This window comes from Bradyrhizobium sp. RDM12 (assembly GCF_051917485.1).
Taxonomy (GTDB): Bacteria; Pseudomonadota; Alphaproteobacteria; order Rhizobiales; family Xanthobacteraceae; genus Bradyrhizobium.
This window is the reverse complement of record NZ_CM133064.1, coordinates 7,904,744-7,929,972: the sequence shown is the minus strand read 5'-3', so window position 1 is coordinate 7,929,972 and position 25,229 is coordinate 7,904,744. Positions and strand designations below refer to the sequence as shown.

The window sequence follows — 25,229 nt, the reverse complement described above, 5'->3', positions numbered from 1 at the left end:
TCGGCCTAAAGATGGCTCCAGGAAGCACGTTCGAGGATGTGGCAAGACTCATCCTGGCGCCATCGACCCGTATGATCTCAAGTCGACCGTGTGTCAGTCATTGGGATGAGATCACGGTGAGGCTGGGGAGATAACTAGCCGAGTTGGAGATCACGCCCGTCAAAGGCAGCTCGGCCTTTCACTTCCGATTTTTTTGGTCGTATCGCAATTAAGTCTCATATCACTCGAATCGCGTCGCGCTGCGCGCCTGGTGATCGTCGACTGAGGTCACTCGGTTCCGCAACCTACCCCAGGAGCGGGCAACTTGCCGTGGCCATGATAGTCTACGGAGCGCCAAGCGAACGCGATTCTTGACGCCGAAAGACGGCAACTGGTGTGCTCGCCCGTTGAGTAGGGGCTCGGTAGGATGAGTGATTTATGGTACTGTCGCATATTAGTTTTGTTCCTGCGGCGAGCTAGTCAGTGCCGCACGAACCCGGAACGACGGCCAAAAACATATGAGGAGATGTTTATTTTCACTGGGATCACGACAGGAAGCGAGCTGGCTGATGAAAGTTGCGTTTGCACCAACGGCGGTCCTGCGTCAGGTTGTTCTAGCACAGATCGTGCTCACCCATCCTGCGTTTCACCTCTACCACCGTACCACTCGTTATAGCGAGTTCACAGGCAAGACATGCTGCGGAGGACGACTTGCATGCAACCCTCGAGACTCTGATTCAGGATCTTGGTGGAGCGTTAGCAAGCTCCAGTCGCGCTTTGTGCAAGGTACCGCGGTGGGTGCATGAATCATTTTCTATTTTGGATCGAGGCTCTCTGAAGCCCCGGCCTCCAGTTCGGATGCCTTCTTCGGGAAGGAAATGGTGAGGCCGGTGCAATTCGCGACACCGGGCGTGTACGCGGGTTGGGACGATTGCTTTGGCTTTCTCCTCTCCTGCAACAAGCTGGACGCCTCGTTCCATTGCCTCATTCCGTGCTGATCATTGTAAGCCATTATGATTTCTGCGCACTTCGAATTCGCAGTTTGGCGGTGAGCAGATAACCTGACATAAAGAGTCGGCCGGTCTTTTAGGTTCCGCGCCAGTTGATAAACCCTTCCCAAATTGACTGAAAGAGGATCGATGAAGGTCTTGGTGCCGGTAAAGCGGGTGGTCGATTACAACGTCAAGGTCCGCGTCAAGAGCGATGGATCGGGCGTTGAACTCGCCAACGTCAAAATGTCCATGAACCCGTTCGACGAGATCGCGGTCGAGGAAGCGCTGCGCCTGAAGGAAGCCGGCAAGGCGACCGAAGTCGTGGTGGTCTCCATTGGACCGGCGCAGGCGTCGGAGACGATCCGCACCGGTCTCGCCATGGGCGCCGACCGCGGCATCCTGGTGAAGGCCGAGGGCACCGTCGAGCCGCTCGCCGTCGCCAAGATCCTGAAGAAGGTCGCGGAAGAAGAGCAGCCCGGCCTGATCATTCTCGGCAAGCAGGCGATCGACGACGATAGCAATCAGACCGGCCAGATGCTGGCAGCGCTGCTCGGCTGGTCGCAGGCGACCTTTGCCTCGAAGCTCGAGGTCGAAGGTTCTGACTTCAAGGTCACCCGCGAAGTCGACGGCGGTCTGCAGACCGTCAAGCTCAAGGGGCCGGCGATCGTCACCACCGATCTTCGTCTCAACGAGCCGCGCTATGCGTCGCTACCCAACATCATGAAGGCCAAGAAGAAGCCGATCGCGGACAAGACCGTCGCCGATTACGGCGTCGACGTCACCGCGCGCCTCGAAGTTCTGAAGACGGCTGAGCCCGCGGGCCGCAAGGCCGGCGTCAAGGTCAAGGACGTCGCCGAGCTGGTCTCGAAACTCAAGAACGAAGCCGGGGTGCTCTGATGACGACGCTTCTGATTGCCGAGCACGACAATGCGTCGCTGAAGGATGCGACCAACAAGGCCCTGACCGCGGCCGCCGCGCTCGGCGCCGAGGTCGAGGTGCTGGTCGCCGGCGAGAACGCCAAGGGCGCGGCCGATGCCGCCGCCAGGCTCGCCGGGGTGAAGAAGGTGCTGCTGGCCGACGGCGCGCTCTACGCGCATGATCTCGCCGAGCCGCTGGCCGCGCTGATCGCATCGCTGGCTCCAGGCTACGACGCCATCGTCGCGCCCGCGACCTCGCGCTTCAAGAACGTGATGCCGCGCGTTGCAGCGCTGCTCGACGTCATGCAGGTCTCGGAGATCACCAAGGTGATCGCCCCCGACACCTATGAGCGTCCGATCTACGCTGGCAACGCCATCCAGACGGTGAAGTCGAAGGACGCCAAGAAGGTCATCACGGTCCGCACCTCGACCTTCGCGGCGGCAGCTGCCGGCGGCAGCGCGCCGGTCGAGAGCGTCGCTGCGGCGGCCGATCCGGGCCTGTCGTCCTTCGTCGGCGAGGAAGTGGCCAAGAGCGACCGTCCCGAGCTGACCTCGGCCAAGATCATCGTCTCCGGTGGCCGCGCCATGCAGAGCCGCGAGAATTTTGCCAAGTACATCGAGCCGCTGGCGGACAAGTTAGGGGCCGGCGTCGGTGCGTCGCGCGCGGCGGTCGACGCCGGCTATGCGCCGAACGACTGGCAGGTCGGCCAGACCGGCAAGGTGGTGGCGCCAGAGCTCTACGTCGCCGTCGGCATTTCCGGCGCGATCCAGCATCTGGCCGGCATGAAGGACTCCAAGGTGATCGTCGCGATCAACAAGGACGAGGACGCGCCGATCTTCCAGGTCGCCGACTACGGCCTGGTCGCCGACCTCTACCAGGCGGTTCCGGAGCTGACGGCCGAACTCGGCAAGCTCGGCAAGTAAAACGCGTTAAAAACACCGGCCGGAGGTATAACTCCGGCCGGTGTTGCTTTTCGAGGCGTTTTCTTTGGCGTGGGGCACGCCGGGGAAGCGACCAATCTAGGTTTCGAGCGCGGGTTCTGATTATCCCAGAACCTGGGCCACACCGCCAAATTCGTCAAACAAGCGCTGTCGAGTGCAGGATTTGAGCGCCGCACGGGCGGTCATTGCTAAAAAGCAGTACTGAACGATCGCTACAATCGTGCCTGTGACGTAGGTTCGTTTACGCGCCTATCTTCGGTGGGCTACAAGAGGAGGGGACTGTGGGGAAATCGAGCGCCGAACGCCTCATACTACTTGCACGATATTCGACTCGGCGCATAAGTCGTGTCCGTCGGCTCGCGTTCTACTTGGGATGATGGCTGATCGAAACCAGTCTTGCTGTCATGCGCCCGAACAGGCAGAAGTTCTCGATGCATGTTGCGTATTTGTAATCGAGTGACGTGGCATGGAGCTGAGGGGCAACGCTGAGCATGTGACGAGTGGTGGAATTCAGCGGTTCGGGTGGCCGCCCTGCGGCGCTTCGTACCTTACTGCACGACGCAAACACTCCTCTGATCCTGACCATACGCGGTATGTCCCGATGCGCCCGTAATCGATGCGGGATGCGCAGCAACAGAGACGAACGCCCGTCACGTTCACCCAAACTCATCAATTTGCGGAGATACCACTATGACCGGGGAACGTTCTGCACTTACCATTGTCATTAATCATGCAGCCGCGGACTCTTATGCGCGGCTCATTGGGGAACGGTTTCCGAGAGTTCGGGTGCTCGTTGCGCCAGACGCCGAGCGGCTTCAACAATCGATAGGAGAGGCCGACGCGCTACTTGCTGCTCGCTTCCCCGTGGAGGTGTTCGAGCGCGCAAAGAAGCTGCGCTGGTTTCAAACTACTCATGCCGGCGTGGATTCCATGCTCCCGATCCGCGATAGGGTGGGCCATATCACCGTCACTAATGCGCGTGGTATTCACGGTGACATCATCGCGGATTTCGTAATGGCCGGCGTCACGATGCTGCACTGGGACTTCCGTAGGTTCTTGCGCGAGCAAGCCGAACGGAAATGGAATCCTCGCTATGTGGCGCCGCTAGCTGAAAAAACGCTGGGAGTTGTTGGGCTGGGGTCGATAGGTGCTACCATCGCGAGACGGGCGAAGAGTGCTGGCATGACGGTGGTCGGCTCGAAGCGGGATATTTCCGCGCCTGTGGACGGTGTGGACCAGCTCTTCGCTACCAACTCTCTTCTGGATTTGCTGGCAGTTTGCGACTTCGTGGTGTTGGCCGTGCCGGGGACCCTAGATACTGCGGGGCTCATCGGAGCAGCCGAGATAGCCCACATGCGGCGGGATGCATTTCTGATCAATATTGCGCGCGGCAGCGTCGTTGTGGAGGCCGAACTAATCAAAGCATTGCAGACCGGCGCGATCGCCGGTGCGATGCTCGATGTTTTCGAGCAGGAACCGCTCCCGCAGGACAGTCTGCTGTGGGATATGCCGAACGTGATCGCAACGCCTCATGTGGCGGGAAGCCCAACGAACTATACCGAGCGGGTTTTTTCCATTTTCGCCGACAATCTCGAACGCTTCTTACGAGGTCAGACGCTGAACAATGTCGTCGATCTAGGCCGCGGATATTGACGGCTGCGAACGTATCGAGAATCTCAATGATTCGTTTGTGCAATCGCTTCGCGCTCTCGTCGGCAACACGGAGTGCCGCAGGGCGAGAGGTCACGGTATGCGGCAAGAGCCCGGTATGGCAACCGGATCCCAGGCGCTGCAAGCGTCGCCGGCGAATGTGACCTTTTCGCCTCCCTCTAACGGGCAGATTAAATTTGCGGGCGCCTAGTTATAGAACTCAACTTCGCTCAGCTCGCGAACTTGCCTGCAAGCTTCCCAGTCGGCCGCGTGCGCAGGATGCGGGCAGGGCAAAACCGACCGGCGTGGCCGCTGATCCAAACGCGTCGAGGAATACCTAGACGAAGCAGATTTCCGTCGTGCTGGGTGGGTTCATTGCACAAAAGAAGACGCTGGAAGCGTTACGATCAGCATCGGTGCTTCGTTCAAGGGGGCGCTGTGGGAGATGAACCCCAATGACACACCATATATCCGCTGCAGTTAAAGATGACGAACTCTGGGGAGATGCGGCTCTCAAGCAAGAATCCGCAACAAGGTCGATGCTTCTTCCGATCGGTACGGCCCCTCGTCATACTCGGTCCATAAAGAACTCAATTTTGTCGGGAGTTTCTCGTGAAGACCTATCGACACTGGGGAAAGTGTCAGAGCCGATCGTCCTAAGAGAACGGATGCTTCTGCAGGATCCGAAGAGAGATACTGAATACGTGTACTTCATCGAGTCGGGCCTTGTCTCGCTCAGGACTGTTGCGGTTGGAGCCATGTTCGAGACCGCCGTCATAGGACATCACGGAGCGGTCGTCACTTCGCGGTTAATGGGACGGCATGCTTCTACGCATCAAGCTGTGGTGCTCTTTCCCGGAACCGCACACAGAATCCGGGTCGAGGATTTGCATCGGACAACGAGCGACCGAGTTGAAGTCCATCAACGTCTCTCCCGATACATTCAAGCGCTGGCACTGCATTGCGATCTGGCGGGATTATGCGGCGCTAGACATGCCCCCGAAAGGCGGCTTGCGAACTGGCTCTGTCTTGCGGCCGATGCTGTCGATGCTAATGTCCTTCCAGTCACCCATGACTATCTTTCGTCTGTCTTGGGGTTACGACGGGCTGGGGTGACTGAGACGCTAATTCGATTCGAAGAACAGAGGCTCATTCGAAAGACGCGCGGGGTTTTGCACATCGGCGAACGCAAGTGCCTCGAGCAAAAGGCTTGCAGTTGTTATAAGCTCATTTCAGGTGCTTACGCCGGTCTAAGTTAGTTAATTCGGACTTGAAGAGCAAGCTGGCGAACAAAGTCGGTCGGGTGGAAGAAAAACTCCGGTGCCTCCACGTGGAGGCATCCGGCATGGGCTGAAGCAGGCAATCCTATTTGGGATCTTGATCGCTGGCCCACCCGGTTCCATCCACACCAATCTTTATACTGAGGATGATCACGCAAGAGCGCCGCCGTTCGTCTATCTCGCTCTCGGCAACCCTAGCGGGTAGTTGGAGCGGGATGGGCTTAGGCTGAATCGATTTGGGATTGAACGAAGCCGCTGCCGCGGCGTGAGGGGCAAGGTAGCGTAGATCGCCTCCTGGCTGAGAGGATGTGGGTGTTGGAGCCCATCCCCCCCTCAGACAGGAGTATCGAGATGGCCGATTTGAGCCCTCTTCGCCGCCGCATGATCGAAGACATGACCGTCCGCAATCTGTCGCCGGCGACGCAACGATCCTACATCAGCGCGGTTTCGAAGTTCAGCCGCTATTTTGGCCGATCGCCTGACCGGTTAGAGCTGGAAGACGTCCGCGCCTTCCAGGTGCATCTGGTCTCGACCGGCATCTCATGGCCGGCGCTGAACCAGATTGTCTGTGCGCTACGGTTTTTCTACGGCGTCACGCTCGGCGAGGCGCTCATCCCGGAGCGCATTCCCTATGCGCGAGAACCGCGCAAGCTGCCGGTCGTTCTCAGCGCCGACGAAGTGGTGCAGTTCCTCGAGGCCGTGTCCAGCCTGAAGAGCCGCGCCGCGCTCACCACCGCCTATGCGGCCGGGCTCAGGGCCTCCGAGGTCGCGGGACTGCGGATCGAAGACATCGACAGCGCCCGCGGCGTCATCCAGGTGCGCCACGGCAAGGGCGCGAAGGATCGCAACGTGATGCTGTCGCCCCAGCTGCTGGGCATCCTGCGCACCTACTGGCGGCTCGCCCGGCCGCGGCTTTATCTGTTCCCTGGTCGTGACGAAGATCATCCGATTGATCCGACCGTGTTGCACGCCGCCTGCCGCTCGGCGGTGAAGGCCGCGGGCCTGACCAAGCGCGTCACGCTGCACACGCTGCGCCACAGCTTCGCGACGCATCTTCTCGAGAACGGAACCGACATTCGGATCATCCAGGTTTTGCTCGGGCACAATAATTTGTCGTCGACGGCGCGCTATACGCAGGTCGCCACTCATACCATCCGGGGCGACGCAGAGCCCGCTCGACCGCCTGTCGCTGGAGGTGACGCCATCTGGATGACAGCGCGGGATGCGGGTGATGATCCGCCCCGACAGCCGCTGCAACAGGCCCGCCATCGAGATTGCCGATATTCTGCGCCGGCATGGCGACACCTATCGCCGTGTACATGCCGGTCATCTCGGTCGGGTCGAGCGGCGCGTGATGAGCGCGATCGTGGCGTGCCGGACCGAGGCGCTCGGCGGCCACATGGAGGCTTGCGACGACTGCGGCACGACACGCGTCGCCTACAATTCTTGCCGCAACCGGCACTGTCCGAAGTGTCAGGGGCCAGACCGAGCCGCGTGGCTCACCGCGCGAGAAGCCGACCTGCTGCCGGTTCCCTATTTCCACGTCGTCTTCACACTGCCGACTCCGATCGCCGCGATCGCCTTTCAGAACAAGGCCATCGTTTATGCGATCCTGTTCAAAGCCGCCACCGAGGCAATGTCGACGCTCGCCGCCAATCCACGCCGGCTCGGCGCCGGGATCGGCGTCGTCGCCGTCCTCCACACCTGGGGGCAGGCGCTGACGCACCATCCCCACGTCCACTGCGTCGTGCCGGGCGGCGGCCTCTCGCCCGATAACGCGCACTGGATCGCCAGCCGACCAAACTTCTTCCTGGCCGTCAAACCGCTCGCCCGGCTGTTCAGACGCCTGTTCCTCGAACGTCTGACCGCCGCCTTCGACGCCGGCACCCTGAACTTCTTCGGCGATCTCGCATCCCTGGCCGAGCCTGCTGCCTTCGCAGCTCATCTCGTCGCTATGCGGCGCATCAGCTGGGTTGTCTACGCCAAGCGGCCGTTCGGCGGCCCTGCGCAGGTGCTGGCCTATCTCGGCCGCTATACCCATCGCGTTGCAATAGCCAACAGCCGGCTCGTAGCCCTCGACGAGGATCACGTCGCCTTTACCTGGAAGGACTACCGCCAGAACGGCGCGACAAAGATCATGAAGCTCAAGGCCGACGAGTTCATCCGCCGCTTCCTTCTTCACACGTTGCCCGACGGCTTCCACCGCATCCGCCATTTCGGCTTCATGGCTAACCGCCATCGCGCCGCCAGGCTCGCGCTTTGCCGTGCCCTTCTTGATCATGAGCGGACAGCGCCAAACAATATTGAGGCGTCGCCCGTGAGTTCGGACCCTCCGACGCGGGCCGAGGTTCCTCCCTGTCCCGATTGTGGCGGCGTCATGCGCATCGTCGAGCGCTTTCGACACAGCTTCAATTGCTCCAGCCCTCGAACATCACCGTTCCAGTGCGACACATCGTGAGCCAGCTCATGCCATGTACGACAATCATCATGTGTCATCCCACTCCCAGCGGCTCGATCATCGTGGACGCTGTCGAATCCGTGCTGCCACATTGTGCGACAACAACCGCCCGATGCAGCGCTCCGCCCATCGCCACCGCTCGCAAAGCGCGTCTGATCCCAATCCATTGCCGATGCGCACATCTCGTGTCGCTGCCGCACACGCCGAGCCGGCAGACCGGACCTCGCGATCTCCAACAATCCCCATAGCTGCAAAACCGCGCATAACCGCCCGCGCCTTCGTTCAATCCGGCTTCAATGAGGTCGCACAACTGCACCTGCCGCACCATCGCGTGAACGCGACCTCACAGAACCCTCCAGATTCCCAAGTCAGTGCGTTTCTGATTCACCATGCTGGCTCGGCGGAGGCCAGCATGGATTGGCAAGCCTTACTCTCTCGATTTACGCAAGCGCATGGTGGCGGCAATTGAGGGCGGGATGTCCGCAATCGGGCCGCCAAGCAGGTTGGAGTGGCAATCAGCACGGCGATCGGCTGGATGAAGCGGATCGATGAGACCGGTAGCGTTGCTCCTGGCCAGATGGACGGCCACAAGCCGAAGGCGATTTCGGGAGATCACGCGGTCTGCTGTCGCAGCGGATCAAGGACGGCGACTTCACCATACGCGGGCTCGTTGCCGAGCTTGCCGGTCGCGGCCTGAAGGTCGACTACCACTCGGTGTGGGACTTCGTGCATGCCGAGAAGTTCAGCTTCAAAAAAACCATCTCGGACAGCGTCCGCCTGTGGGCGTAGAAACGGCCGAGGTCTATGCTCGTGACGGAAGGGAGCGGCCGATAGCTTTTTGCCGGCAAATTACCCCGCAAAAAACGTGGTCCATGGACTGTTGCGCACGTGAGAATGGTGACGCCGGCAGGCGATCCCGTTTAGGAAATTGATCATCAGCGCGGCCCAGCCCTTCCGTTATCAAGGGAGGATTGGCAATGGGTCGACACAAATCGAAGAGCAAGGTCCGCGACTCGATGTCGGTGGTTCATCCAAATGCGGCCGCGACCGACGTCGGGGCCACGATGCACATGGCCGCCGTGAATGCAGATCGCACGCCTGAGCCGGTACGCAGCTTCGGTACCTTCACAACCGATCTGCATCGGCTGGTTGACTGGTTTGCAGAGTGCGGCGTCGACACGGTCGTCATGGAGTCGACCAGTGTCTATTGGATCCCGATCTTTGAGCTCTCGACGCTCGCGGCTTTGCAGTGTTCCTTGTCAATGCGCGCGACGCCAAGCACGTGCCAGGTCGCAAGACCGACGTCAGTGATGCGCAGTGGCTGCAGCGGCTTCACACCTTCGGTCTACTGCGTGCAAGCTTTCGGGCCAAAGGTCAAATCGCCGAACTGCCTACCTGCGTCAGCGTGAACGTCTTTTGGAGTATGGGGCATCTCATATCCAACACATGCAGAAGGCGTTGACTGAAATGAACGTGCAGCTCCATCACGTCGTCACCGATATTACTGGTGTGACCGGGCTGCGGATCATCCGCGCGATCCTTGCCGGCGAACGCAATCCGGCAGCCCTGGCGCGCATGCGGGATCGGCGGTGCCACGCCAGTGTTGAGACGATCGAGAAAGCCCTCGCCGGTAACTACCGCGTTGAGCACCTGTTCGCCCTCGAACAGGCACTCGCCCTCTACGACACATACCAACAGAAGGCATTTGCCTGCGACGCTCGGATCGAGGCCGTGTTGAAAGAGCTCAGCGGACTTCGTGGTCGCCAAGGAGATCAATTGCCAGCAGCACGTCAAAATAGACCCCATCAACAAAATGCGATGCTCTTTGATGTCCGCGCAGCGCTGTTCGCGCTACTCGGCAAGGACGTTACCCAGATCGACGGTCTCGGCCCCTACCTCGCACTTAAGCTTATCGCTGAGTGCGGCGACGACCTCTCCGCTTGGCCGAGCGCAAAACACTTTACGTCTTGGCTCTGCTTGGCGCCGAGCAACAAGATCTCCGGCGGCAAAGTGCTCTCGCGCACACGCCGCTCCGGAATCGAGCCGCGGCGCTTCTGCGGCTTGCTGAGGCAACCGTGGGACGAACCGATACAGCGCTAGGCGCCTTCTACAGACGGCTCTCAGCACGCATCGGCAAGGCCAAGGCAGTGACCGCCACGGCGCGCAGGATCGCAGTGCTGTTCTACAACGCGGTGCAACACGGGATGCACTATGTAGATCCGGGCGCGGCGAACTTCCTGTCGCCTTCGCGCCCGAAGAATATGCCGCACAATGAGCCGATCCCTATTCATTGAGCTGAAAAGCAGACGCAAAGCGAGGCGTTTGGCAGGATTCCTGCTCCTTCTCGCCATTTCCGCAGACATCAGGCGCGTCGCTCGTCTAGTGTTCGCTGGTCTAAACTCTTTTGCAAGGGAAATGGAAAATGAATGCGGCGTCTGTTCTCGTTCCCCGGCATCATTCATGCACTCGCTTGCTGGCAGCTATCTCTTTCCGGGTTAGGCAGGTTGTGGGATCGAAGAGCGATCGTGGGGCGCGGCATGAAATGCTGGTCTCGCGAATGGCATCGTCATCCATCAAGTTCTGAGTCAGTCGGGCGTACGTAAAATGAAGCCCCGGAATAGTGGGAATAAGGTGCTTGTCAACAGACATTGCGACGCTTGGGAGATCTTCAGTGGCCACTACCAATTGGGGCGTGTCGCTTGTGAGTACGGTGATCCAAAACGTTGAGTCCATGTGTCTTTTGCGCGCCGGTGCAAATCGACACCCCGAACATCACGCCTATCCTCATATGGCTAAAAGAAGCACGTCCATTCGCTGGCTATTAACCTCGGTCCACGCCATTGCCCTGGCACGCAGCCCGAAAACTCAAGACGCGAGAGTGCATGTTGGCCTTCATGCACCCCCGTCCAGGGCTCCGCCCTGATGGGAAGGAGCCGGCGCGTTTCCCTGATGTTCGCATTGCTGCTTCGCTCACCTGTGTGAGCTGTTCTAGGAAGTACAAAATGAAAGTGATGGTCCACGACCAGGCGGGTAGGTTGGTCGAACTCAACGAAGTGTCGGCGCGGACGCTTATGGAGGCGATTCGGGATGCTGGATTGAATCTGACAGGGCAATGCGGAGGCTGTCTTTCTTGCGGAACTTGTCATGTGTACATCGACGACAGTTGGCCGACAAAGCTCAAGCCAGCTAGTGAAAACGAAGATGCGATGCTAGATGTGGTCGAGGGGCGCCGCAAGAATTCCCGGCTTTCGTGCCAGATTGAGTTAACGGATGAGTTGGATGGCTTGACGGTAACGCTCGCGCCTAATGCTGGGTTTGTATAAGCGACCCATATGCAATCAGATTTCCGAAAGTCTGGGGGCAAATCGATGCGTTCGATCTACCCGCGCACATCGGTCCAGAAGTGGGAAGTCATGCGTCAAAAGTTGCTGATTATTGGTGGGTCCTATGCCGCGTGTGAAATTGCATCGCATGCTCGCGAAAGCGGGTACGGTGAAGACATTGTAATTGTGAGCGAAGAGTTGGAGCTGCCTTATCATCGTCCGCCACTCTCAAAGGCTTACCTCAAAGATCCCTCGCAGCAGGTTATGCGTCTCAAGGCTGAGCCCTTCTATTCAGCACACAACATTGAACTCGAGCTAGGCACGAAGGTGGTCAGCGTCAAGAGCGGAACCAATACCGCATTGCTGTCGAACGGCGCGCTTATCGCTTTTGATACCCTCGCTCTTGCGGTCGGCGCACGGGCGCGGAGACTCTCGTGTTCTGGCGCGAATGCGGAAAACGTGTATTATCTACGCTCCATTGCAGATGCCCGTTCGCTCAGCGCCGCCGCAGCTGATGCAGAGAAGGTTGTTGTGATTGGCGCCGGCTTTATAGGGCTTGAAGTAGCGTCGGTACTGGTAGAGCAGCAAAAGCGAGTAACTGTTCTAGAGACGGAAGAACGGGTGCTCGCCCGTGTGGCTTCACCGGATCTTTCTGAGTTCTTGTCCTCGGTACACGCCGATCACGGTCTTAAATTGTTGGTTTCTCGCGCGGTGCAATCATTCGTTGAAGAAAATGGGGTCGTCCGTAAAGTCTTGCTGGACGACGGCAGTTCCATAGATGCAGACATGGTGGTCGTCGGAATCGGGTCGGTTCCTAACTTGGAATTGGGCCAGTCGCTTGGGCTTCACACTGAGCGCGGCATTGTGGTCGATTCGAAATCGCGCACTGCCCGGGCAAATGTATTTGCGGCCGGCGACTGTACCCAGTTTCGCGGTCCGTTCAATCCAGGTGGAGTTCGGCTGGAGTCTGTGCAGAACGCGATTGACCAGTCACGCGTGGCCGGAGCCGTTATTGCGGGCGTGGACAGGGTCTATAATTCTTTGCCATGGTTTTGGTCGGATCAATATGATTTGAAACTTCAAATCGCTGGACTTCCGTTTGGTGCTACCGAACGTGTTCTGCGACCCGGTACGGGGCCTGGGCTCTCCGTATTTCACTTCCGCAACGATGTTTGTATCTGCTTGGAGAGTGTAAACCAGCCTCGTGAGCATGCGTCGGCACGGCGCCTTTTGGCTCGCGAAAAATAACGAAGCGACACCTACAGAAGGTTGACTTCGAGATTTCAGCGCTTTTGGGACGAGATTTGGCCACATAGCGTGCGGCACTTCGTCCATTGGGTAACGCGAATGAATTGTTGCACTGGCTTGTGCAGAGGTGACGGAGGAGGACGCGCTTACTCAATCATCGGGGTCAACCCCGTTCGGCAGCGCACGGGAGTGCGAGGTGCGGGTGCGACTTTGTTGTCCAAGAGAGCGGTGGCGGTGGTGCACTTGATATGCTTGAATCGGACGACCTGTCGAACGGTGAGTAGTCATACAACTTCACCAGGAAGGCGGACAGGATTGTGGTGTTGACCGGCGGCGCCGCGCGGGTATCGGACGCAATGGAGTTAGGGGAAAGTTCATGCAAGAAAATACGTCAGCAACATCGCGCCGTTCCTTCGTTATTGGCACGGCCGGAATCTGTGCGGCGCCGGCTGTGCTCGCGGCGTCGCGCGGCGCGGCCAAGTCCGATTCGGTTGCGATCGTCAATTATGGCGGATCCTATCAGAGCGCGACAGTTAAGGCCGTGCTCGATCCGTTCACCGAGGAAACGGGGATCAAGGTTACGATTGTCCCTTACCCGGGACTGGATAAAGTCAAGGCAATGCAGCTTACGGGCAATGTCGAAATAGACATCTACATGAGCACAGGGCCGGAAGCCGCTGCCGGATCCAAGCAGGGGTTTTGGGAGAAGCTCAATGGGTCCCTATTTGACGCGCAAGAGTTGAAAATCCAACCCGCAAGCGATTACGTCACGTTTGAAGTCTTTTGCCGGGGCATATCATGGGATCCGAAGAAATTTCTGCCGGGAAAGCATCCGGCGACTTTTTCCGAATTCTTCGATCTCCAAAAGTTCCCGGGGCGACGTGCCGTGCGCGCTGTTGCTCAGCATACGCTCGAAGCAGCGCTGCTCGCCGACGGCTTGGCACCGAAGGACATCTATCCATTGGACTTGAATCGCGCCTTCAGGGTGCTCGAGCGCATCAAGTCTCACATCGTGTGGGCAGGCACGTCTCCGCAAGACACCTCCTTGTTGCAGGTTGGCGAGGCTGACTATGGCATCGCCAATGCCAATCGGGTTAAAGCGACAACTGAGCGGGGCGGCGGAATACCCCTAGCTTATTCGTTTGAACAAACCATCATTGGCGGCCAGAGCCTCGCGGTTCTAAAAGGCGCGCCGAACAAGGACAAAGCGATGAAGCTGATCGCGTATCACCTGCGTCCAGAGGTGCAGGCGAAATTGTTTGATTTGGTCGGCGACATTCCGGTCTCTAAGAAAGCCTTCAACATGATGTCGCCCGACGCACGCAAATGGCAGCCAGATTGGAGCAAATCCAACGCGATGATGCTTAGCGATTCATATTGGGCGGAGAATTACCAGGTAGTAAATCGACGTTTTCAGGAGTGGAGATTGACCTGATTGGTGTTCGTTGTCGGAAGGGTCCCGTTACGCCCGGGCTGATAGCGCGGCCATAGTCGATCTGAACCTCCAACGGCACCGATCGGAACGTTCATGACCCGAATAAGGAATCTAAGAGCGCAGGCCATATTCATGTCGCCGGCCACTTTGTTGGGAGCCGGCGTCGTGTTGCCACCGCTTTTGTACGTGCTTTTGACCAGCATGGATGCACCGGCCTTTTCGCTGGGCGCGTTCTATGCGGTTCTGAGCAGCAGGCTATTTAGGCAGGCACTGGGCACGACGCTCTACATTGCTGGCTTGTCGTCGTTGGTCAGTTTGATACTGGGATTCATTGTCGCGCTGCATCTTGCTCGTCAGCCGGCCGGGCGTAGAACACTCCTAATGGTGCTTGTGCTGCTGCCCTTCTGGACTAGCGTGTTGGTCAAATGCTTCGCATTTACGATCATTCTAGGGCGCGACGGGATCGTTAATTCATGCTTGAGCTGGATCTTTGCGACAAAGGTTCAGCTTCCGCTTGTTTTGAACCTGGTCGGTCTCCTTGTCGGCATGACCAATTATCTCGTTCCGCTCGCTGTCCTGCCCGTTCTCGCGAGCCTGCTCGCGATCGACGGCGCGATATACCGCGCGGCCTCCGTTATGGGCGCTAAGCCTGCGCGCATCTTCTGGACGGTTACTCTTCCGATGGCTGTGCCCGGCATATTCGCAGCTCTATTGAGCATTTTCGTGATGTCTCTCGGAGCCTTCATCATTCCGGCGGTACTCGGCGGCTCGCGCGATCTGATGCTGTCCAACCTTGTCGATTTCTATAACCGGGAAGTCTTGGACTGGCCAAAGGCTTCGGCCATCAGCGTGATTTTGTTCGGCATGGCTATGATCTTTGCCATTCCCCTTGCGCTTGGGCGGCGGCAGAAGGTTTAGGGGTAATCATGTCCGACATCATTCACGATCCCCTTTCGCGTCGCTACCGGCGTGTGGGCACCGGACTGGCGGTGACGATCTATTTTTATCTCCTCTTCCCGATTCTGGTGACGATCCCGATGGCATTTGGCCCAACGAATGCACTTGCTTTTCCGCCGGCGGACTACTCTTTTGATCTCTTTGATATCTTCTTTAGTTCGCCCGGCTGGCTAAATCCGCTGTTCGAAAGTCTTAAGGTCGCGCTGGCGACCACGATCGTGGCGATACTTGCCGGCGTGCCTGCCGGTTACTGGCTCGCGCGCCACGAATTCGCCGGGAAGGGACTCGTTACGGGCGTCATCATGAGCCCACTTATCATTCCCCACATTGTGGCAGGAATCGGTCTTTTTCTCTACTTCTCCTACATTCGCATAAGCGGCACAACGCTTTCCATTGTGCTCGGCCACGTTATGGTCACCTTGCCTTATGTCGTCCTTATGGTCGCGGCAGGCGTGAATAAGCTGGACCGCAACCTCGAATTCGGCGCCGAACTGATGGGGGCTGGATCCGGCCGAATGTTCGTGACGGTTGTTATACCGCAAGCGGCTCCGTCGGTTTTGAGCGCAGCGTTTTTTGGGTTTCTCCTGTCCTTCGACGAAGTCATCATTTCCTGGTTTCTCGCCGGCCCCGACACGATCACCCTGCCGGTAAAGATGTATAGTGCTCTCCAATGGGAAGTATCGCCGGTGATCGCCGCCGTGTCCACTTTCCTGACGGCAATCTCTCTCGTGGTCAGCATCGTCGCGATCGCATTGAGGAAAGGAACGCCGGTCGATATCTGAGTGATATCGCCTGACGAGCGGAACGGAGCCCTGTTCATGAATATATTTGATAGGATTTCTCGAATGGAGAAAGTGGATACCATTGACCACGTTCAGCGACTCGAAGGAGGTATCGGTCGCCGCCCAAACCCTTCAGGTGAGATCCTCGCCATCGCGCTCAGGGGCATATCGAAAGCATATGGCCCCGTTATGGCGCTGCATCCGATCGATCTGAGCGTACACAAGGGTGAATTCCTTACGTTGCTTGGTCCATCGGGCTCCGGCAAGACCACGTTGCTCAACCTGATCGCAGGCGCCACAGGGCCGACGACAGGGACGATCTCGTTGGACGGGTGCGACATTACCCGAATGCCGCCACGGGAGAGGGGGATCGGAATGGTGTTCCAGAACTACGCCCTAATGCCGCACATGAACGTGTTCGACAACGTGGCTTATCCGCTTCGTGTGCGGCGCCAGTCGGCCAAGGCAATCCGCGCCAAAGTAACGGAGGCGCTCGAGCGCGTCGGCCTGCGCGGTTTCGAAAATCGTAAGCCGCGCCAGCTCTCCGGCGGTCAGCAGCAGCGCGTCGGTATTGCACGCTGCATTGTCTATTCGCCGGCCATCATAATGATGGATGAGCCGCTCGGGGCCCTAGACAAGAACCTGCGCGAGCAGATGCAAGGCGAAATCAAGCGTCTCCATAAGGATTTGGGGACCACCCTTATCTATGTCACCCACGATCAGGAAGAAGCGCTCAACATGTCTGACCGCATCTGCCTCATGAGCGCGGGACGAATAGCTCAGCTTGGAACGCCGGACGAGCTGTATTTCCAGCCTCGAAGCCGCTTCGTGGCCGAGTTCATTGGCGAGTCGAATATCATCGGCGGGCGAGTTACTGGCGGGACGCAAATCGTTGTCTCTGGAAACACGTCCATTGCACTTCCCCTTGGCGCATGGACCGAAGGGGCGGATGTGCTGGTCATGGTCCGGCCCGAGAGAATACGCATTGCCAGGGTCGAGGACAGTGTCGCTGAGGGGGGCAATGTCCTGAGTGGCGACATCGTAAGCGTGTCGTTCGTCGGCGGCTTGACCCGGGTGATCGTCCGCGCCGAGAATGGCCTGGTCATTACGGTCAAAATGATGTCGGAGCGGACCGAAGCTAGGCTCAATCCCGGAGCGCGTGTACGACTTCGCTGGACGCCGTCGGATCTTGTTGTTTTGGAGAACTGAGCTCCTGCTGGACTTCCCCAATCCTGGGATCTGACCCCAAACGAATTTCGATGGCGGACCGAACACGGTGCTCGATGGCCGCATCAACCGCGACGCCTTCGAAACGTATGTCGAGAAGATCATCATCCGCGAACTCCGTCCAGGCGATATCGTGATCATAGACAACTTGTCCAGACACAAGGGACCACGGGCGTCTCAGATGACCGATGTCGCAGGCGCGAGCGTGCGCTATCTGCCGCCCTACAGCCCTGACTTCAACCCAATCGAGAATACCTTCCGCAAGCTCAAGGCGCTCTTGCGCAAAGCCGCGAACGCTCGTTGACGGCGTTTGGAACGCCATCTGCCGCATCGTCGACTGCTTCACCCAAACCGAATGCAGAACTACTTCACCGCGGCAGGATACGTTGCAGCGCGGTCCCTAAAGCGTGATGGCATTAGGCTCGATAGTCTGAATTTTTGAGGTAGTTGGCCATTGCCGATTGCGACACAGACCGCCTCGACGGTTCGCGCGGCAGCTTTGCGGAGCAGGTGCTTGAGCTTGGCAAAGACCTGTTCGATCGGGCTCAGGTCGGGTGAGTATTTTGGCAGGAAGAACAGCTTGGCTCCGGCCGAACGGATGAGCTGGCGAACTGCTTTGCTCCTATGGCTGCCGAGGTTATCCAAGATGACGATATCGCCGGGACGAAGGGTCGGCAGAAGAACCTTCTCGACATAGATCCGGAAGCTCGCGCCATCGATTGCTCCTCGATGAACCACGGCGCATCGTGCGGTCATGGCGCAGGGCCGCAAGGAAAGTCATGGTCTTCCAGCGGCCGTGAGGAACCCTGGCGGGAAGTCTGTGCCCGCGCGGCGCTCATCCTGGCAAAGGCGCCATGTCGGTCCTGGTCCAGGTCTCGTCGATGAAGACCACAGCTTCGACGCGATCTTGGTACTTTGTCCATTGGGCTCGCCGCCGTGCCACGTCGGGACGATCGCGTTCGCCGGCCACCACGCTTTCCTAAGAAACGGCGATGCTGGGAGGTGGGTCCATGGGCTGGAGTACAAAGCCGAAGGCCTTGGCTCGCCGATGCAGATTGGCAATCACTCGCGCACGGTATCGGGTCTCGTAGGAGGCCGCGCCCGGATCTACATAGTGCATCCCGTGTTGCACCGCGTTGTAGAACAGCACTGCGATCCTGCGCGCCGTGGCGGTCACTGCCTTGGCCTTGCCGATGCGTGCTGAGAGCCGTCTGTAGAAGGCGCCTAGCGCTGTATCGGTTCGTCCCACGGTTGCCTCAGCAAGCCGCAGAAGCGCCGCGGCTCGATTCCGCGAGCGGCGTGTGCGCGCCGAGAGCACTTTGCCGCCGGAGATCTTGTTGCTCGGCGCCAAGCAGAGCCAAGACGTAAAGTGTTTTGCGCTCGGCCAAGCGGAGAGGTCGTCGCCGCACTCAGCGATAAGCTTAAGTGCGAGGTAGGGGCCGAGACCGTCGATCTGGGTAACGTCCTTGCCGAGTAGCGCGAACAGCGCTGCGCGGACATCAAAGAGCATCGCATTTTGTTGATGGGGTCTATTTTGACGTGCTGCTGGCAATTGATCTCCTTGGCGACCACGAAGTCCGCTGAGCTCTTTCAACACGGCCTCGATCCGAGCGTCGCAGGCAAATGCCTTCTGTTGGTATGTGTCGTAGAGGGCGAGTGCCTGTTCGAGGGCGAACAGGTGCTCAACGCGGTAGTTACCGGCGAGGGCTTTCTCGATCGTCTCAACACTGGCGTGGCACCGCCGATCCCGCATGCGCGCCAGGGCTGCCGGATTGCGTTCGCCGGCAAGGATCGCGCGGATGATCCGCAGCCCGGTCACACCAGTAATATCGGTGACGACGTGATGGAGCTGCACGTTCATTTCAGTCAACGCCTTCTGCATGTGTTGGATATGAGATGCCCCATACTCCAAAAGACGTTCACGCTGACGCAGGTAGGCAGGCAATTCGGCGATTTGACCTTTGGCCCGAAAGCTTGCACGCAGTAGACCGAAGGTGTGAAGCCGCTGCAGCCACTGCGCATCACTGACGTCGGTCTTGCGACCTGGCACGTGCTTGGCGTCGCGCGCATTGACAAGGAACACTGCAAAGCCGCGAGCGTCGAGGAGCTCAAAGATCGGGATCCAATAGACACTGGTCGACTCCATGACGACCGTGTCGACGCCGCACTCTGCAAACCAGTCAACCAGCCGATGCAGATCGGTTGTGAAGGTACCGAAGCTGCGTACCGGCTCAGGCGTGCGATCTGCATTCACGGCGGCCATGTGCATCGTGGCCCCGACGTCGGTCGCGGCCGCATTTGGATGAACCACCGACATCGAGTCGCGGACCTTGCTCTTCGATTTGTGTCGACCCATTGCCAATCCTCCCTGATAACGGAAGGGCTGGGCCGCGCTGATGATCAATTTCCTAAACGGGATCGCCTGCCGGCGTCACCATTCTCACGTGCGCAACAGTCCATGGACCACGTTTTTTTGCGGGGTAATTTGCCGGCAAAAAGCTATCGGCCGCTCCCTTCCGTCACGAGCATAGACCTCGGCCGTTTCTACGCCCACAGGCGGACGCTGTCCGAGATGGTTTTTTTGAAGCTGAACTTCTCGGCATGCACGAAGTCCCACACCGAGTGGTAGTCGACCTTCAGGCCGCGACCGGCAAGCTCGGCAACGAGCCCGCGTATGGTGAAGTCGCCGTCCTTGATCCGCTGCGACAGCAGACCGCGTGATCTCCCGAAATCGCCTTCGGCTTGTGGCCGTCCATCTGGCCAGGAGCAACGCTACCGGTCTCATCGATCCGCTTCATCCAGCCGATCGCCGTGCTGATTGCCACTCCAACCTGCTTGGCGGCCCGATTGCGGACATCCCGCCCTCAATTGCCGCCACCATGCGCTTGCGTAAATCGAGAGAGTAAGGCTTGCCAATCCATGCTGGCCTCCGCCGAGCCAGCATGGTGAATCAGAAACGCACTGACTTGGGAATCCCAAATCGATTCAGCCTAAGCCCATCCCGCTTTAGCGCCCGTGTCGGTGGACGGTGCATTCCAAACCCGCGCTACATCAAGCGCAAGTTGCAGAAGCAGAGGGATAAATCCGGACGTCGCTTGACAGTGGCTGTCCGACGGCCAGATCCGCGACCGGAGGCCCACATTGGCAACTCATCGGCGCCAACGTGAGTTGGGACACGCCGCCCGAGGCGCATGTCGTGGATATGCTGACCGAAAATCAAGGTGAGAATGAAGCAAACTAAAGAAGAAGAGGCCGCAGACCGGAAAGTACAAAAGGCCTGCACGACCGATCACGATGCAACGACGGCTGCGAATGCCCCTCGATCACAAGGTTGGCGTCATTCCCGACATCGCGCTCACAATTGGAGAAACGAACGGATGCGAAATCATTCAGCCACAACTCGATTGACGTTCAGAAGCATCAGTCGGCCAAATTCGAGAACGTGGGCCTCAGCGCTCGTTCCGTACGCATAGGACCGATGTGATGCACCCGGAACACAAGCATCGGGGCGCAAGCTGGAATCGTCCGTTTCGTACCAACTTTACTTCCCGATTGTGAAAGCAATCTGTCAACCTGATCTTGCGAGAGGCGGAATGGTCCGCACCGCGACGCTCACTGCGGTCGGCGTTCGAGGAAGGCCCTTTTAAATCAAGAACCAATAGGGCGATGGTGGCAGTGTCTTAAAAAGGCGGCCGCTTTTGAGTGTAACAGTTGGAGGTTACTATGAGGGTGGCGAAGAGCTTTTTGCTCGGTTCGGCCGCGGGTCTGATCGCCTTGGGCGGGGCGCGGGCCTCCGATCTTCCCATGAGCGCAAAGGCCGTAGAATACGTCAAGGTCTGCTCGCTCTATGGCGCCGGATTCTACTACATTCCAGGTTCTGACACCTGCATCAAGCTGGGTGGTTATCTGCGGGCCCACGTTACCAACAACGCAAACTCTGATAGTAATCCCCCCGACGGCGGCGTGGGCGGTGCGCGGAATCGTCTCAGTAACTATTATACAGCGCGTTCTCGCGCCGACCTGAATATCGACACACGCACCGCAACGGCGTATGGTATGGTCCGCACCTACGCCGAAATGTATTTCACTTGGACCTCGGGAAGTTACAGCGGTGCAGGAAACGGCTCGACCGTCTACCAGTCGCCGCAAAACGCGAACGCAGGCGCACTAGACGGTGGTCAGCTTAGCCTCACCTACGCATTTATCCAGTTCGCTGGTTTCACGATGGGTAAGGCGGCCTCTCAGTTCTCTACGCCCTGGGGCGAGTATCCGGGGAACTTCATCGAGCTGCCTGGCAGTAGTGCGTGGGACCCCGTTAACCAGTTCAGCTACACCGCTGACTTCGGTCAAGGCATCACGGCCTCGTTCTCGGCGCAGGACCAAGTTCAACATGACACGACCAACCTCTGGAACGTGAGCACAGCCACGGTTGCGGGTCTCGCCACCGGTACATACGGCGCGAACGACATTGGGGGGCGCGATCTCCAGACCTCATCGCGTCGCTTCGTGTTGACCAGGCTTGGGGCCTGTTTCAGGCATCGGTCGCGGCCCACGATAATCATGCTGCCTACTATGGCGCCACGGAGGTCACCGGCCATCCGAGCGACAAGTGGGGTTGGGCTGGTCAGCTCGCCTTATCGATCAAGAAGCTCCCGACCGGTCCGGGTGACTCGATCAACTTGACCGGCGTGTATGCAAACGGTGCAAGCCGTTACGTCTTCAACGACTATATGTCGACCACGTTCGCGAGGTACGGCGGTTCGAATCTGGCGGGCGCTTACCAGAGCGTCGGAATTGCAGGTCTCTCTGACTCTGTGTTCGTTTCAGGCTCTGCCCAGGAGTTGACTACAACATACGGCTTCAACGGCTCGTTCAACCACAACTGGAATACATACTGGTCTACCAGCCTCTTCGGTGGTTGGGGCGCTGTGCGCTATAACACCACAGCCAAGGGCTACATCTGCGGCGCGTTCGTCTCCGGCCTCGCGCTGTCGAGCGGTCTTGCCGGCTGTAACCCTGACTACAACTATGCGACTGTCGGTACATACATTTCTTGGAAGCCGGTCAAGAACCTGGCCCTTGGGGCGGAGCTCGCGTATAATATCCTAGACCAGAAGCACGCGGGCAGAAGCACATTGAGTTTGCCGGCGCAATCGAGTATTGCAAAGCCGGGTGCTGTGTACGAACTGAAAGACCAGAGCGCCCTCACGCTTCTGCTCCGCGTGCAGCGCAACTTCTAAGTTCTTGTCAAACTAGCGGAAGAAGAAGGAATCCTATACCGAATTTTGACCTCGAGCAAAGGCCTCGGGCACGCCGGATGGTCCGCGACCGATCTGGCTTTCAACATCAATGGTGGCGGCGCTGCGATGATAAGGTGGACCCTGCGTTCCGGAACAGGAGCCTGCCGCGACGACGACCTTCTGCGCAGCGGTAGCTAGTCGTCCGTGAAGAACTCTGGCTTCAGCCTGGAACAGCCTGAAGCGATGGTGGAGCGCTGAGGAGTTCGCGTAGCAAGAGCCTGATCCAGCGGATGAGGCGGCGGAAGTTGTAGCCGGCGGCGGCCGAGGACGGCGTTGGCGGCATCGCCGCGGCGGTACGAGAGATAGTTTCGGCCATGCGGTACTCGGCCTCGAGAGGGCTGATGACGGGCTCGATGGCGGACCTGCGGCGGAGTTCACGCTTGATCGAGGCGCCGGGCCGAAGGACAGGCAGAAGAACCTTCTCGACGTAGGTGCGAAAGCTCACGCTGCCGATCGGCCCCTCGATGAACCATGGTGCATCGATCCGGTCGTGGCGCAAGGCCGCCAGGAAGATCATGGTCTTCCAGCGGCCATGAGGAACCCCGGCGGGAAGTCTGTGCCCGCGCGGCGCCCATCCTCGCAAAGGCGCCATGTCGAACCTCAGGCCCCGCTGGGCTATGAGATTAATTCGAATACCTTTGCAAATGGAAACAGCGCGGTTCGGTCGCTGATCTGATCTTCACCGGCGCGAACGAGCCAAATCTGAAGTACCAGCTTTTTCGCTTCAGGACGAAACCAAAGTCGTCGCCTATCGCCAGCATAAGCTCCCACTGCTGATAACCAACTATATGCGCCTCAAGCGCCAATCCAGCATCTAACACGCTCATCAGCGCTGTATCGCGCACCGCCATGTCTTCGCGCCACGTTAAGTCTCGTCAATGAAGTCGAGCCGATCCCGCGCGAGCCTGCCATGACTCTTGCGCCACCACTGCGCCGCATTCCGGGGTACCTACCAAGAGAGTTGGAACGTGGCGCCCAGCGCGGCATGTCCGCCGATTTCCTGCATACTGAGGCCGATTTTCGCCGCCCTTATGCATCACGTCCGGCTATATTTGCGCCGAAAGGATGAAGGAAAAAGACATGAATACTCCTCACTTGCCAGCGTGGTCGATGCTCTCCCTTGCCGACGAGGATCCATTTCCAAGTTATGAGATCGCGCGCAAGAGGGGCCCGGTCATTTGGGATCCGGGCATGAGGTGCTGGCTCGTGTTGAGTTACGATCTGTGCAAGGTAATTGAATCCGACGAGGGCGCATATCGGAACCCGAACTTCGGCGGTCCATCTTTGTTGTATGAGATCAAAGGTGATAAAAACAGGAGGTCGGTTTCGTCCGTTGTCGGTGAAGAGCACGCGCGCGTTCGCCGACTCTATTTGAAACTTCTCAGTCCTGCGGTCATGCCGCAATACCGTGACGAGCATGTTCTTCCCGTCATCCATGACGCTATCGACCGTTTTTCTGGGCAAGGAAGCGCCGATTTAGTCAGTCAATTGTCAGAGCCGGTGCCGCCGCGAATTATGGCATCTCTTTTTGGACTTCCTTGGAGGGACGATGCGCTGATCGCGGATCTTTCTCGGTGGCATAAAGAGGTAGTGGGTTGGTTGTACGACAGGAACAGCGAGGAACTGACCCAGAAGGCAAAGCGGGCATCCGACGAACTCAACGCTCTTTTCCTTCCCTTTGTGCTTGATCGACAGAAGGGGGGCGGAGCCGATCTCATTAGCCAAATCTGGTCACGATCACCGGAAGATTTGGGTGAACTTGGAGTAGATGACGTAATGGCGGTCGTGAGAGATCTCGAACTCGGTGCGGGAGAAACCACTACAAACGCCATTGCCAACGCGATTTATTTGTTCTTGTCCGACCCCAAGGTGCGCGAAGCAGTCACGAACGATCAGGAAGGTGCTCTTAACGCGTTTGTCGAAGAGACGTTGCGACTGTTGGGATCAATTCAATTTCGGTTCAGAAGAGCCAATCGGGACGTTTCGCTCGCGGGTGCGATGGTCAAAAAGGATGACACACTTTGCTTGGTACATGCGGCCACCAATCGAGATCCAGAGCATTATCTCTGCGCGCATATGATCGATCTCAAGAGAAAGCCGCCCACTGATCATATGGCATTTGGCGTGGGTCCGCGAATTTGCGTCGGTATGCACTTGGCCCGGCTTAAAATACGAGAATGTCTGAAAGCCATTATCACACGTCTTCCAGCTTTGCGCCTTGATCCAGCGAAGGAAGCGCCGCGATTCCGTGCCTTGTCGCACCGTTGTTATGCTCCATTGCACGTTGTGTTCTAGAATCTCTTAGTGAGCAAGCCTGGCTGACCGGACAGTGCGGCTCGTGCGTGACGCTTTTCATGTGTGCGTCGATGACTGTCTGCTGGCGAAACGTGAGCTGGCCAGTGAAAATGAGGACGCGAGTCGGATGTCGTCGAGGGTCGCCGCCCGAACTCTCGGCTCTCGTGCCGCACTATTTTAGCGGAGCAGTTAGAGGGCTTGACCGTAAGGCTCGCGCGTAATGCGCGGCTTGCATAGGGATCAATATCGAGCATAAGCCTGTTTAGGACAAATCGACCGATGTACTGGCGCGCATTCTCCACATGTGGGAGGCCGTTGGTCAAAACTTGCTCATTATCGGCGGGGTGCTGTCACGCACGTGATCATGCGTCGCGCGGCCGCGAGGCAGCGTTATTGTCAGTAAGGGCTGAGTTCCTTGGGATGTCGATGCGACATCATTGTCGG

The 25,229-nt window shown here is 58.4% G+C and carries 14 protein-coding genes and 8 pseudogenes; 17 read left to right on the top strand and 5 right to left on the bottom strand.

Translation table 11 applies throughout. From position 1 onward, the window contains the following. Positions 1 to 1,118: 1,118 nt before the first annotated feature. From ACTGJ9_RS38440 to ACTGJ9_RS38370, 15 genes and pseudogenes are all read left to right on the top strand, one after another. Complete coding sequence (locus ACTGJ9_RS38440; RefSeq protein ID WP_456675245.1) at positions 1,119 to 1,868, top strand: electron transfer flavoprotein subunit beta/FixA family protein; 750 nt, start codon at positions 1,119 to 1,121, stop codon at positions 1,866 to 1,868. Then, positions 1,868 to 2,812 carry an electron transfer flavoprotein subunit alpha/FixB family protein gene (locus tag ACTGJ9_RS38435; protein WP_456675244.1) on the top strand — a complete coding sequence of 315 codons (945 nt, stop codon included), beginning with the start codon at positions 1,868 to 1,870 and terminating at the stop codon, positions 2,810 to 2,812. Before ACTGJ9_RS38440 ends, ACTGJ9_RS38435 begins: the two co-directional genes overlap by 1 nt. 708 nt (positions 2,813 to 3,520) lie before the next feature. Beyond that, positions 3,521 to 4,483 carry a D-2-hydroxyacid dehydrogenase gene (locus ACTGJ9_RS38430; RefSeq protein ID WP_456675243.1) on the top strand — a complete coding sequence of 321 codons (963 nt, stop codon included), beginning with the start codon at positions 3,521 to 3,523 and terminating at the stop codon, positions 4,481 to 4,483. Positions 4,484 to 4,935: 452 nt separating this feature from the next. Further along, positions 4,936 to 5,739 (top strand): Crp/Fnr family transcriptional regulator, encoded by an 804-nt coding sequence (locus ACTGJ9_RS38425; RefSeq protein WP_456675242.1) that lies wholly within the window; start codon positions 4,936 to 4,938, stop codon positions 5,737 to 5,739. Positions 5,740 to 6,111: 372 nt separating this feature from the next. Further along, positions 6,112 to 6,973, top strand: a pseudogene (locus tag ACTGJ9_RS38420) (tyrosine-type recombinase/integrase). An 18-nt stretch (positions 6,974 to 6,991) separates the two neighbouring features. Next, positions 6,992 to 8,218 carry an IS91 family transposase gene (locus ACTGJ9_RS38415; protein WP_456675241.1) on the top strand — a complete coding sequence of 409 codons (1,227 nt, stop codon included), beginning with the start codon at positions 6,992 to 6,994 and terminating at the stop codon, positions 8,216 to 8,218. Between the two features lie 416 nt (positions 8,219 to 8,634). Further along, a pseudogene (locus ACTGJ9_RS38410) lies at positions 8,635 to 8,980 on the top strand (IS630 transposase-related protein); the annotation flags it as partial. A 215-nt stretch (positions 8,981 to 9,195) separates the two neighbouring features. After that, a pseudogene (locus ACTGJ9_RS38405) lies at positions 9,196 to 10,455 on the top strand (IS110 family RNA-guided transposase); the annotation flags it as partial. Between the two features lie 765 nt (positions 10,456 to 11,220). Beyond that, the gene (locus ACTGJ9_RS38400; RefSeq protein ID WP_456675240.1) at positions 11,221 to 11,541 is read left to right on the top strand and encodes a 2Fe-2S iron-sulfur cluster-binding protein; all 321 of its coding nucleotides are present in this window, start codon (positions 11,221 to 11,223) and stop codon (positions 11,539 to 11,541) included. 90 nt (positions 11,542 to 11,631) lie between these two features. Further along, complete coding sequence (locus ACTGJ9_RS38395) at positions 11,632 to 12,789, top strand: NAD(P)/FAD-dependent oxidoreductase (protein WP_456675239.1); 1,158 nt, start codon at positions 11,632 to 11,634, stop codon at positions 12,787 to 12,789. A gap of 376 nt (positions 12,790 to 13,165) precedes the next feature. Further along, positions 13,166 to 14,224 carry a polyamine ABC transporter substrate-binding protein gene (locus ACTGJ9_RS38390; protein ID WP_456675238.1) on the top strand — a complete coding sequence of 353 codons (1,059 nt, stop codon included), beginning with the start codon at positions 13,166 to 13,168 and terminating at the stop codon, positions 14,222 to 14,224. Between the two features lie 132 nt (positions 14,225 to 14,356). Further along, positions 14,357 to 15,142, top strand: coding sequence for an ABC transporter permease (locus tag ACTGJ9_RS38385; RefSeq protein WP_456675237.1), 786 nt, complete (start codon positions 14,357 to 14,359; stop codon positions 15,140 to 15,142). A gap of 8 nt (positions 15,143 to 15,150) precedes the next feature. Next, positions 15,151 to 15,963 (top strand): ABC transporter permease, encoded by an 813-nt coding sequence (locus ACTGJ9_RS38380; RefSeq protein ID WP_456675236.1) that lies wholly within the window; start codon positions 15,151 to 15,153, stop codon positions 15,961 to 15,963. A gap of 36 nt (positions 15,964 to 15,999) precedes the next feature. Then, positions 16,000 to 17,172, top strand: coding sequence for an ABC transporter ATP-binding protein (locus ACTGJ9_RS38375; RefSeq protein WP_456675235.1), 1,173 nt, complete (start codon positions 16,000 to 16,002; stop codon positions 17,170 to 17,172). Between the two features lie 67 nt (positions 17,173 to 17,239). Continuing rightward, positions 17,240 to 17,632: pseudogene (locus ACTGJ9_RS38370) on the top strand (transposase); the annotation flags it as partial. A 14-nt stretch (positions 17,633 to 17,646) separates the two neighbouring features. Here ACTGJ9_RS38370 and ACTGJ9_RS38365 read toward each other — a convergent pair. From ACTGJ9_RS38365 to ACTGJ9_RS38355, 3 genes and pseudogenes are all read right to left on the bottom strand, one after another. Beyond that, positions 17,647 to 18,169, bottom strand: a pseudogene (locus ACTGJ9_RS38365) (IS630 family transposase); the annotation flags it as partial. Next, a complete protein-coding gene (locus ACTGJ9_RS38360) occupies positions 18,170 to 19,546 on the bottom strand; it encodes an IS110 family RNA-guided transposase (protein WP_456675234.1) in 1,377 nt (458 codons plus the stop codon). It lies immediately after the preceding pseudogene. 215 nt (positions 19,547 to 19,761) lie between these two features. Next, a pseudogene (locus ACTGJ9_RS38355) lies at positions 19,762 to 20,107 on the bottom strand (IS630 transposase-related protein); the annotation flags it as partial. 806 nt (positions 20,108 to 20,913) lie between these two features. On the opposite strand from ACTGJ9_RS38355, the pseudogene ACTGJ9_RS38350 reads away from it, so the two are divergent. After that, positions 20,914 to 22,430: pseudogene (locus ACTGJ9_RS38350) on the top strand (porin). A gap of 220 nt (positions 22,431 to 22,650) precedes the next feature. On the opposite strand, the pseudogene ACTGJ9_RS38345 reads toward ACTGJ9_RS38350, so the two are convergent. Continuing rightward, positions 22,651 to 22,878 (bottom strand): annotated as a pseudogene (locus ACTGJ9_RS38345) (IS5/IS1182 family transposase); the annotation flags it as partial. 235 nt (positions 22,879 to 23,113) lie between these two features. Beyond that, a complete protein-coding gene (locus tag ACTGJ9_RS38340; RefSeq protein WP_456675233.1) occupies positions 23,114 to 23,341 on the bottom strand; it encodes a hypothetical protein in 228 nt (75 codons plus the stop codon). A 229-nt stretch (positions 23,342 to 23,570) separates the two neighbouring features. On the opposite strand from ACTGJ9_RS38340, the gene ACTGJ9_RS38335 reads away from it, so the two are divergent. Continuing rightward, positions 23,571 to 24,785 carry a cytochrome P450 gene (locus tag ACTGJ9_RS38335; protein WP_456675232.1) on the top strand — a complete coding sequence of 405 codons (1,215 nt, stop codon included), beginning with the start codon at positions 23,571 to 23,573 and terminating at the stop codon, positions 24,783 to 24,785. The last annotated feature ends 444 nt before the right edge of the window (positions 24,786 to 25,229 follow it).